Source organism: Candidatus Eisenbacteria bacterium, assembly GCA_030017955.1.
In the GTDB taxonomy this organism is placed as follows: Bacteria; Eisenbacteria; RBG-16-71-46; order JASEGR01; family JASEGR01; genus JASEGR01.
The window spans coordinates 1-10,611 of the sequence record JASEGR010000086.1; the positions used below are offsets into that span (position 1 = coordinate 1).

General features: G+C 52.8%; 8 protein-coding genes. All 8 read left to right on the forward strand.

The genetic code is table 11. From position 1 onward, the window contains the following. Positions 1 to 171: 171 nt before the first annotated feature. Entirely contained in the window at positions 172 to 3,603 is a 3,432-nt protein-coding gene (mfd, locus tag QME66_11380) for a transcription-repair coupling factor (protein ID MDI6809565.1), read from the forward strand. 119 nt (positions 3,604 to 3,722) lie between these two features. After that, positions 3,723 to 5,132, forward strand: coding sequence for a peptidylprolyl isomerase (locus QME66_11385; protein MDI6809566.1), 1,410 nt, complete (start codon positions 3,723 to 3,725; stop codon positions 5,130 to 5,132). Continuing rightward, positions 5,122 to 6,423 carry a peptidylprolyl isomerase gene (locus tag QME66_11390; protein MDI6809567.1) on the forward strand — a complete coding sequence of 434 codons (1,302 nt, stop codon included), beginning with the start codon at positions 5,122 to 5,124 and terminating at the stop codon, positions 6,421 to 6,423. The genes QME66_11385 and QME66_11390 overlap by 11 nt, the downstream gene beginning before the upstream one ends. Beyond that, on the forward strand, positions 6,369 to 6,692 hold the full coding sequence (locus QME66_11395; protein ID MDI6809568.1) for a S4 domain-containing protein: 324 nt from the start codon (positions 6,369 to 6,371) through the stop codon (positions 6,690 to 6,692). Before QME66_11390 ends, QME66_11395 begins: the two co-directional genes overlap by 55 nt. A gap of 7 nt (positions 6,693 to 6,699) precedes the next feature. After that, entirely contained in the window at positions 6,700 to 7,722 is a 1,023-nt protein-coding gene (gene pdxA, locus QME66_11400; protein ID MDI6809569.1) for a 4-hydroxythreonine-4-phosphate dehydrogenase PdxA, read from the forward strand. Next, positions 7,719 to 8,438 carry an ATP-binding cassette domain-containing protein gene (locus QME66_11405; GenBank protein ID MDI6809570.1) on the forward strand — a complete coding sequence of 240 codons (720 nt, stop codon included), beginning with the start codon at positions 7,719 to 7,721 and terminating at the stop codon, positions 8,436 to 8,438. The genes pdxA and QME66_11405 overlap by 4 nt, the downstream gene beginning before the upstream one ends. An 18-nt stretch (positions 8,439 to 8,456) precedes the next feature. Next, positions 8,457 to 8,795, forward strand: coding sequence for a cupin domain-containing protein (locus tag QME66_11410; GenBank protein ID MDI6809571.1), 339 nt, complete (start codon positions 8,457 to 8,459; stop codon positions 8,793 to 8,795). A gap of 322 nt (positions 8,796 to 9,117) precedes the next feature. Beyond that, positions 9,118 to 10,563, forward strand: a complete 1,446-nt coding sequence (locus tag QME66_11415; GenBank protein MDI6809572.1) for a tryptophanase — start codon at positions 9,118 to 9,120, stop codon at positions 10,561 to 10,563. Positions 10,564 to 10,611: the final 48 nt, after the last annotated feature.

The following is a 10,611-nucleotide window of genomic DNA, read 5'->3' on the forward strand; positions in this document are numbered from 1 at the left end:
TACCCTCTCCCCGAGGGGAGAGGGAGAATGTCCCTCTGACCCTATCCTCTCCCCTTCAAAAGGGGAGAGGGAGAATGTCCCGTCTCACCCTACCTCCCCTTCTAGGGGGAGAGAGGTGTATGCAGAGCCCCAATTGAATTAAGTCATGTGTCCCCGAATTGGAGTTCCATGATGAAAGAGAGTGGAGTGCTTCAGACAATATGTGACCTCTTTTCGAGAGGGGACACGACCCGGCGCTTTCTGGAAGCGGTCAGCGGCAGAGAGAACAGCCTCAAAACGGCCGGGCTTTGCGGCTCTTCCAAGCACATCCTGCTCTCGCTCATTCCAAAGGACATTCCCCTTCTTATTGTCTGCGAAGATAGCGACAGAGCTGAAGAGGCGCTGGAAGACCTGACGTCAATTCTACCGTCTGAAGAGATCCTCTACCTCTGCGATCCGCACGCAACTCCATACGAAAGAAGGCGGCCTCAGACCGCTCTGCTTGGTGCGAAGATTGAATCCCTGTGTGCTCTCGCCACTGGAACGCGGGCGAATAGGATTGTAACGACTGCCTCGGCGCTCATGCGCAAGGTGCCTTCGAAAGAACTCATGGCCAGGGCCATTCTCCCGCTCAGGAAAGGCGAAGAGATCTCTCTGGGTGAAGTAATCGTCGCGATGACCTATTCGGGATATAGGCAGACAGCTGTCGTTACCGATTGTGGGGAGTTCTCGAGAAGGGGCGGGATTGTTGACATATTCTCATTCGGTAGAAAGGACCCTGTCAGGATAGAGCTTGACGGAGAAATCATACGGTCGATGAGGGAATTTGACGTTGAGACGCAAAGATCGAAAGGCGAGCTTGAGGAAGCGAGCATCCTGCCCGCCATGGAGATGCTGCTTAATCCCGAAATCGAGGAGCGCGCCCTCTCCAGAGCTCTCTCGAAAGTCGAGGATGAGGAAAAGAAGGCTCTCTTGAAGTCGCTTATGGGAGGCGACCTCTTCTTTGACGGCATGGAGCGGCTTGCAGGCTTCTACGAGCAGGAGCTTTCGTGCGCCCTGGACTACTTTCCCGGGAACACGATCGTTTTCCTCGATGAAGCCAGAAGGGTCAGAGATGAAGCGGAAAGACTGAGAGGAGAGATCGAGAGCTCCTACGAAATATCCCGGGAGAACTTCCCGGTAGTCTCTCCGCCCAATGAACTTTTTCTTACTCCGGAAGAGCTCGCTCAGTGGATTGGAAAAATGCGGGTGGTTGAAAATGAAACTCTGAAGCTGAAAGAAGCCGGTCTTGACGAGAAGATATTCGCGTTTCAGACATCGGAGCAGGAACCTACTGGAAAGGCATTTGACCTCCTGAGGGCTCACATCAAGGAGCTGGAAGCCGGCGGATTCACGACCTTCATTCTCTCCGACACAAAAGAGCAGGCAGAGAGACTCGCGGAAGTCCTCGAAGATGAGAGCTACGAGCCCGGCGTTGACTTTCTCTCCAGGGGTTTCACGTACCCCGAAGCAAAGCTTGCTGTCCTTACTCACAGGCAGATTCTTTCCTACGAGAGGCGAAGAACGAGGCGAAGGAAGTACGGCCGGGGGCTTTCTCTTGAAGAGCTCGGCGCGCTGGATATCGGGGATTATGTCGTTCACGTTGATCATGGGATTGGCATCTACAGGGGCATGAAGAGAATCAAGGGCACGGGCTACGAAACGGACTGCGTTCAGATTGACTACCGCGATGGAGACAAGCTCTTTGTGCCGGTGCACCAGCTCGATCTGGTTGAGAAATACAAGGCCGAAGAGGGTGCCATTGCCGCGCTTTCGAAACTTGGAGGCAAGCAGTGGCTCAAGACCAAGGAAAGAGCGAAGAGGGCGATAAAAGACATGGCCCGCGAGATCATCGAGACTCATGCGCTGAGGAAGTCCATGCCCGGACATGCGTTCCTGCCCGATTCGCTCTGGCAGAAGGAGCTCGAGAGCTCATTTATCCACGAGGAGACTCCCGACCAGCTGGTCTGCGTAAGTGAAGTGAAGAAGGACATGGAATCCCCGAGGTCGATGGACAGACTCGTGTGCGGTGATGTCGGCTATGGGAAAACGGAAGTAGCTGTCAGGGCTGCCTTCAAAGCAGTGACGGGTGGGAAGCAAGTCGCAGTGCTCGTTCCGACAACGGTGCTCGCAGCCCAGCATTACTCGACCTTTTCAGAAAGACTGAAGGGGTATCCGGTAACAGTCGAGGTCTTGAGCCGGTTCAGAAGCAAGAAGGATCAGACGGAAATCCTGAAGAACCTCAAGGCGGGGACGGTTGACATTGTCATCGGAACACACAAGCTGATTCAAAAAGAGGTCGCCTTCAAAGATCTGGGCCTGATAATTGTGGATGAAGAGCAGCGTTTCGGTGTAAGGCACAAAGAGAGAATGAAATCGTTCAAGAAGCTTGCAGATCTACTCACTCTTACTGCCACGCCCATCCCGAGGACACTCCACATGTCCCTTTCCGGCGCAATGGACATATCTATCATAAACACGCCTCCAAAGGACAGGCTGCCCGTCAAGACGGAGATAGCGGAGTTTGACGAAGAGCTTATCGCCGATGCTCTCCTGGATGAAGCCGAAAGGGGCGGTCAGTCATTCTTCGTGCACAACCGGGTGGAGACCATCGATGCAATGACCTCCCTGCTGAGGAGAAGGGTCCCGCAGCTCACGTTTGGAGTTGCACATGGACAAATGGAGGCATCGAGGCTTGAGCGAACCATGGTTGAGTTCCTTGACAGGAAGTACGACGTGCTTGTCTCGACGATGATTATCGAGTCCGGGCTCGATATTCCTTCAGTAAACACACTGCTCGTAAACAGGGCAGATACATTTGGACTCTCGCAGCTCTACCAATTGAGAGGAAGGGTTGGAAGGTCTTCAGAGAAGGCGTATGCCTATTTTTTCGTGTCCGGGGAGAAAACGCTTACAAGGGAGGCGGCAAGAAGACTGAGCGCAATTGAGGAGTTTGACGAACTTGGCTCCGGATTCAAGCTTGCAATGAGAGACCTTGAAATTAGAGGCGCCGGGAATGTGCTCGGTCCCCAGCAGCACGGCTTCATGCTCAGCGTGGGATTCGACCTCTACATGAAGCTTCTCGAAGAAGGGGTCGCAGAAATAAAGGGAATTCCTCTCGAGAAGAAACTCGAGCCAAAGATTGTCACCGATCTCGACGTCTATCTCCCGGAGGAGTATGTGAGCGATGGAAGTCAGAGAATTTCAATCTACAAGAGGCTCGCAGGCACTGACACTGAAGACGAGGTCAATTCTCTTCTTCTTGAGCTTGTGGACAGGTTCGGTCCTCTTCCGCAGGCGACGGCTTCGCTGTTTGAATTGCGCTCGCTCAGGATTCTTGCGGCAAAGGCGAACGTTCCATTCCTGAGTGTCAGAAAGGAGAAAGTGGAACTTGAGCTTGGGAAGGCGCTGGCGAAGAGCGAACTCAAGACATTTCTTGATTCGATAGATTTCCCGATAGGCTTTTCATCGGGAGTTACTATGGGGATCAAAGCGGCCAAGGTCGAGGGGAATCCGTGCTCTTTTGCCAGAAAGCTGTTGCTTGCTCTCCCTGTTTATGGTAGCGTTCCCGGAGGTGCTGCATGAAGAGGCTGCAGACCAGAATGGTCGGGTTCAGCAGTCCCCTTTTCATCAGATTTCCGGTTTGCAATTTCCGATTCGAGATTCCACCAAATCTCGGCTGAATAATTCAGAAAGGAGAGAATGTGAGAAGAGTAATCGGTTATTTGTTTCTTCTACTAATCCTTCTTTCAGCATGTGGCTCCCAGTCGAAGTCAGTTGTTGCCACGGCGGGGAAAAGGACGATTACCCTGGCGAATTTTGAGAAAATGTATACAGAGATGGATCCCAGGTTCCTGCCGGAGGGGACGGGCAGCGAGGCCAAGCATCAATTCCTCAACGACATGGTAAACAAGGAGCTCATGGCGCAGGAGGCATGGAAGCTGGGCATTGACAAGGTGAAAAACGTTCAGTGGCAGATCGGCGAGCAAAGGAAAGGGATCGTTCTCCAGCGTCTCTACGAGGAGATGATTTCCAAGAAAGTCAAGGTGAAAAAGGGAGATCTCAGCGACCAGTACAAGAAAAGGTCCGAAGAGTTTCATGTAAAGCACATACTGGTAAGGGATCAAAAAGAAGCCGACAGCCTGCTCGTGGAACTCAGGAAAGGTGCCGATTTTGACACGCTTGCCCAATCCCACTCCATGGACAGAAGAAGCAGCCGCACCGGCGGCGACATGGGATTCATCACGGCGGGGAGCGCAGTAGACCCCCAGTTCGAAAAAGCCATGTACCGCATGAAGCAGGGAGAACTCTCCTCTGCTCCAGTCAAGACTGAAGCCGGTTACCATATAATAAAAGTCATAGAGAGAAGGAAGAGAGAGCAGGATACTTTCGACAAAGAAAAGACAACGCTTGAAAAAGAGGTTCGTCAGACCAAAGAGAAACTACTTGTGGCGAAGGTCATTGAAGATCTGAAAAAGAAGTATGTCGCCAAGTTGGAGGAGAAAAACCTTGAAGCGTTTTCCTCGATACTTCAGCGCCGGGAAAACGCGGCTATGGATACTTCGAGAACCAAGCCTGAATTCAAGGTCACGCCCGAAGAAAGTTCGCTTGTTATCGTGCGGGTTGGGCGCAGAGCGATTACCGTGGGCCAGTACCTTAAGGTCGAGGAGGCCCTTCCCATGTTCCAGTGGACGCGCGGCGGCAACTTGGATCTGCTCAGGAAGCTTCTCGCACAAGGGCAGTACACAATGAACGAGATCCTTTTTGCCGAAGCCGACAAAAGAGGGATTGAGAAGGATAGGGCTCTCAAAGAGGAATTGCAGAGGAAGGCAGAGGAGTTGATGGTGACACAACTCTATTATGAACAGATTGTTCAGAAGGCAAGTGTTAGTGATGAAGAAGCCAAGGGGGAGTATCAGAGGGATCCGAAGGCGTATGAGAAAGACGGAAAACCGATACCATTTGATACCATCAAATTCGACATAAAGCAGAACCTGCTTGTGGGGAAGCAGGAGGAAGCTCTGCAGAATTACTTCGCGGAGCTGCGGAAATCCTATCCCGTGAAGATCAACGAGAAGGTTCTTGAGAAAGCGAAGCTTCAGCATGCGAAGTAAGCTACCTGGCCGCCTGCTTTTTGTCCTGCTTCTGTTGGCCGGCTCGGCGCCCGGACTCCGGGCAGAATCGGCGATTGATGGGATAGCCGCGATCGTCAACAAGAACGTCATCTTGAAAAGCGAAGTTGACGAGCAGGTTCTGATTTACGCCCGGGAGCTCCGAATTGACCTCTCTGACTCAACGAAGGTGTCGCAGCTGAGAAAGGAAATCCTGGACAGCATGATTGAGGAACGGCTTATTGTCGACGAGGCGAACAAAAGCGGCGTTTCGCTGACAAAGAGCGAGCTCAAAGAGGGTGTGGATCGGGCGCTGTCCAATACAATCGCAAGGGCCGGATCCGAACAGATATTCAAAGAGGAGCTTGCAAGAGAGGGGCTTACAGAGGGTGAGTTGAGGGAGAAGTACGAGCCGGAGGTAAGAAAGCAGCTGCTCCTTATAAAGATGGTAGGTAGAGAGGTGAGGTCAAAGGTAAAGGTGTCCGATTCCGAAATCCAGGACTACTACAACAAGAAGAAAGCCGGGCTTCCGAAGAAGCCCGAGGAGGTGCGGCTCTCCCACATCTTCATCAGAATAAAGCCCGATTCGGTCGCACTCAAGAACGGAACGGCCAGGGCACAGCAGATCCTGGCCAGGATAAACAAGGGGGAAAGCTTTGAGACTGTTGCCCAGGATGCCTCGGACGACCCCAGTGCAAAGTACGGCGGTGATCTTGGATTTTTTTCCAGAGGAGAGCTGGATCCTGCTTTCGAACAAGCGGCGTTCTCGCTTGCAGAGGGGCAAATGAGCGGCGTCGTGCAGACAAGGTTTGGCTTCCACATCATAAAGGTCGAGAAGAAGGAAGAGGGCCGGGTCAAGGCGAGACACATACTGGTCAGGGTGGTGCCCCGGGACAAAGACAAGCGTGACACGAGAGCCCTTGCCATAAGTCTGCGGAAGAGAATGGCGGACGGCGAGGATTTTGCCGCTCTCGCCAAGAAATATTCTGACGAAAAGGAGACTGCTGAAAAAGGCGGGGATATCGGGTTTGTGGATGTGAGTACTGTTCCGGACGAAATCAGAGAGGCAGTCGCCCCTCTTCTGGTAGGGGAGGTTAGTGAACCAATCGAGGATGACCACGGATATCACCTTTTCCAGGTGAAAGATAGAACAGAAGAGAGGGATTTCATCTATTCTGAAATGAAGGACGAGCTTAGAGAGATGCTTTCCCAGGAGAAGATGAAGGAGGGGTACGACAAATGGGTCGCAGGCATAAAGAAGAAAGCTTACATAGAGATAAGAACCTGGCAGTAGGGAAGGAGCGAATCGACAAGTATCTTCACTGGAGTTGTCTTTTCGAGAGCCGGTCTCTGGTCTCTCGTGCCTCCCGGAAGGGGCAAATAGTTGTGAACGGGTCTCCTGTAAGGGCAAGTAAGATAGTCACATTGGGCGACAAGGTCGCTTTCAAAAAGGGCAGTGCTCAACTGACCATAGAAATAGTGAAACTGCCCGGAAAACAGGCTTCTGTGAAGGAAGCAAGGGGCTTCTACAAAATCCTCGAGAGAACGAGCGAGACAGAGTAGCTGTGATTTGAACCCTGCCATTGAAAAGCCAAAAATCGGCATTACTCTAGGGGACCCTTCAGGCATCGGTCCTGAGGTCACCCTTAAGGCATTGGACTCACCAATGGTCAGAGCAGCGTGCTCGCCGATTCTGGTCGGCTCCCTCGACGTGGTTGAGCGGGCAATTGCCGAGTTTTCCTTCCCCTTCAGGATAGAGAGAAGAGAGGACGGATTTCGCCTCGCAGGAAGACATGGTTCTCCCATGAGGCTTATGGTTGAAGGACCCACCCCGGCCTCCCGCAACTCCGGAAGCGCAACCGCCAGGCAGACTATAAGATGGATTGCCCAGGGAGCGAGACTGGCCCTCTCCGGGATGGCGGACGCTCTTGCTACGGCGCCCGTCTCAAAGGAATCTCTCCTCAGATGCGGAATCGAATTCACTGGACACACCGAGTTTCTTGAATCCCTCTCGCACTCGAAGAAATCAACAATGATGTTCGTCTCTCCTAAACTTGTGGCCTCAATTGTGACGACGCATCTTCCGCTTGAAGAAGTCCCGTGTGCTATTTCACGCGAGAGAGTCCTCTCGGCAATACTTCACACACACACAGCGCTCCGGAGGTTCTTCAAGAAGAAGCATCCGAGAATAGCGGTCAGCGGACTGAATCCGCACGCAGGTGAAGGGGGATTTCTGGGAAAGGAAGAAAAGGAGATAGTGTCACCGGCCGTTAAATTGGCGGCAAGAAGAGGTGTCGCGGTCTCTGGCCCATTTTCAGCAGATTCCATTTTCTTGAGAGCCCTGAAAGGCGAATTCGATGCAGTCGTAGCGATGTTTCACGACCAAGCCCTGCCGGTTCTGAAAACGCTTTTTCCGAAAACCTGCGTCAATGTCACGCTGGGGCTTCCCTTTGTGAGAACATCGCCCGGTCACGGAGCAGCCAAGGACATAGCGTGGAAGGGGGAGGCGGACGAATCGGGGATGGTTGAGGCAATACTTCTCGCGGCAAGGCTTTCACGGGCATGGAAGCGGCCGCTTGTCTGGAGCATATGAACGAAACCTTGCTTTTTTTCGATGGGATGGGGAAGAGCTACGGCTCACGGAAGGTTCTGGACTCCATAACTCTGGAGGTGAAAGAAGGCGAGATCGTTTTCATCCTGGGGCCGCCATCGTCCGGGAAGAGCGCGCTCTTCAGACTCGCCCTTGTGGAGGAATTCCCTTCAGAGGGGTCCGTCACGATTCTGGGCTATAAGAGCCCGGGAATAAGACGAAAAGAAATAAGCCGTATCAGAAGCAGAATCGGGATGCTGCCTCAGGAGGCAAAGCTTCTTAAAGACAGAAATGTGCTCGAGAACGTGATGCTTCCACTCATGATTGAGCGGAGAAAACCTTTGGAGGCGAGAACCCTTTCGCTTGAAGCATTATCCCAGGCCGGACTCTCCGGAATGGAGAAAAAATTCCCGCACGAGCTTTCCTTCAGCGAGAAGAAACGAGTCGCGGTGGCAAGGGCGTTGGTGAGATCCCCGAGACTTCTTCTTCTGGACGAGCCGTTTTCCGGGCTCGGAAGGAGTGAGTGTGAGAGTTTTCTCAGACTCTTTTTCAGGATGTCTGCAAACGGAACGACTATTCTCGCTACCTGTGAACCAGGTAGTTTTGTTTCCTGCGAAGGGATAAAGCTCTTTCGGCTTGAGGAGGGAAGACTCATTCCCGGTTCTCTGACGCCGGGAGCTGCGACATTCAATCCCTTACTTGTGGAAACGCACCAATGATGGGAAAAGGAGCTGCGCATGCAGGGTGAGATGGATGCTGCGAGTGAACTCGTTGGAGTTGTCGGCCAGGCGGACCTTGTCCAATACCAGGCCGGAACTGTGGTAAGTCGCACCCTCGTTAAGAAACCGGCGGGCACGGTCACGGCATTTGCTTTCGACAAAGGCGAAGGGCTTAGCGAGCACACGGCTCCGTTCGATGCGCTCGTTCTGGTGGTCGATGGCCAGGCAGAGATCTTCATATCAGGCCAGCCGAACCTGGTAAAGGCCGGGGAGATGCTCAGACTTCCCGCCAACAAGTCGCATGCCTTGAGAGCAGTGACGAGATTCAAGATGATCCTGGTGATGATCAAGGCCTAGATGCGATGGCTCAGGGCAGCGATGTGCCGCTGACGTGTGGCGCCAGATAAATGCAGTGTCGCGAGTCTGCACAGGTTTTTGGATAGTCAATCGGACAAAGGGGGTGGTCAGGTGTGGTTGGCAGCCACATTGCCGGGAAGAGTCACACATTTCTGGTTCTAATGGTCAATTGCGAGTACGCGGATGAAAGCCGATTCATTGTCGGCAATCTAACGGCTGCAAAACATGAGCGGTTATCTCATTGACGATACGTGTATCCTGTTCGAATTGGCCGCACGGTATTCGAGGTCTCACTCATTGATTGAAGGAGGAGCAACAAAAAATGAACATCAAGCTCTCTAACGGCAAAACACTTCCGGTTGAAATGCACAAGGTCAGAATCGTGCAGCAGACATATCTTGAGCCGGTCGGGCGAAGGGTAAAGGCCATGGCGGAAGCGGGCTATAACACTTTCCTGCTGCGGACCAGAGATATCTTTCTCGACATGCTCACCGATAGCGGAACCAACGCAATGAGCGACAACCAGCTTGCTTCCATGATGGTTTCGGATGATGCATACGCGGGGAGCGCAAGTTTCTATAAGCTGGCCGACGCGGTGAAGGAAATACTGGGATTCGACTACACCATGCCTGTGCATCAAGGCAGGGCAGCAGAACATCTTCTGGCTAAGGTCTTTGTCAAACCCGGCGACGTGGTTCTGATGAACTACCACTTCACCACCACAAAGGCTCATTTTGAGCTGGCGGGTGCGACCGTTTTGGAAATCTACACCGATGAGATGCTGAAGACGCAAAGCACCAACCAGTTTAAGGGCAACCTGGACCTGAACAAGTTTGCCGACTGCATAAAGAAGTACGGCGTGGAGAAGATTCCTTTTGTGAGAATGGAGGCAACCACCAATCTAGTCGGCGGACAGCCCTTCTCCCTGCGGAACCTCCGCGAAGTGAAGGAAATGGCGACGAAGCATAAGATCCCACTCGTATTCGACGGCAGCTTGATCTCCGAGAACGCATATTTCATTAAGATGCGGGAAGAGGGATATGCGAATAAGTCCATCAAAGAGATTATCCAGGAGATGATGAGCTACGTGGACATCTTCTATCTCTCTGCACGCAAGAGCACGTCGGTAAGAGGCGGTATGATTGCCACGAACAAGAAGGAATACTACGACCGGCTGCTGGATTGGCTGCCCGTGTACGAAGGGTTTTCCACTTACGGCGGTATGTCAACCAAAGAGATTGAGGCCATGGCTGTCGGCCTCAGGGAAATGACCGACATCAATGTGGCGGGCATCTCACCGCAGTTCATCGAATACTTTGTCGGGAGACTGCTCGAGAATGGTGTGCCCGTGGTGACGCCGGCAGGAGGATTAGCATGTCACGTCGATGCCAAGCGCTTCGTGCCGCATCTGCCGCAGAGCCAATATCAGGCAGGTGCGCTGGCTGCTGCCATCTACATCGCTTCGGGTGTGAGAAGCATGGAGAGAGGAACAATTTCGATGGACCGGGACGCGCAAGGCAAGGAAGTATATGCCGACCTGGAATTGGCGCGACTCGCGGTTCCGCGACGTGTGTACTCGTTGTCGCAAATCGAATACGCCGTTGACCGGCTAACCTGGTTGTATAAGCACCGCGATCTCATCGGCGGGCTTAAATTCGTACAGGAGCCGAAGGTTCTGCGGTTTTTCTTTGGGAAGCTGGCGGCACTCGACGGCTGGGATCAGAAGCTGGCGAAGGCCTACGAGGCGGATTTCGGGCCGAATTGCTAGTGTAGTGCGTCATTAATATCTTGACATATAGACGTGCCTGCTGTATGC

Coding starts and splice junctions, on each gene's coding strand:
- QME66_11395 (MDI6809568.1), top strand. CDS start 6,369: ATGGGTCGCAGGCATAAAGAAGAAAGCTTACATAGAGATAAGAACCTG.
- QME66_11390 (MDI6809567.1), top strand. CDS start 5,122: ATGCGAAGTAAGCTACCTGGCCGCCTGCTTTTTGTCCTGCTTCTGTTG.
- mfd (MDI6809565.1), top strand. CDS start 172: ATGAAAGAGAGTGGAGTGCTTCAGACAATATGTGACCTCTTTTCGAGA.
- QME66_11405 (MDI6809570.1), top strand. CDS start 7,719: ATGAACGAAACCTTGCTTTTTTTCGATGGGATGGGGAAGAGCTACGGC.
- QME66_11415 (MDI6809572.1), top strand. CDS start 9,118: ATGAACATCAAGCTCTCTAACGGCAAAACACTTCCGGTTGAAATGCAC.
- QME66_11410 (MDI6809571.1), top strand. CDS start 8,457: ATGCAGGGTGAGATGGATGCTGCGAGTGAACTCGTTGGAGTTGTCGGC.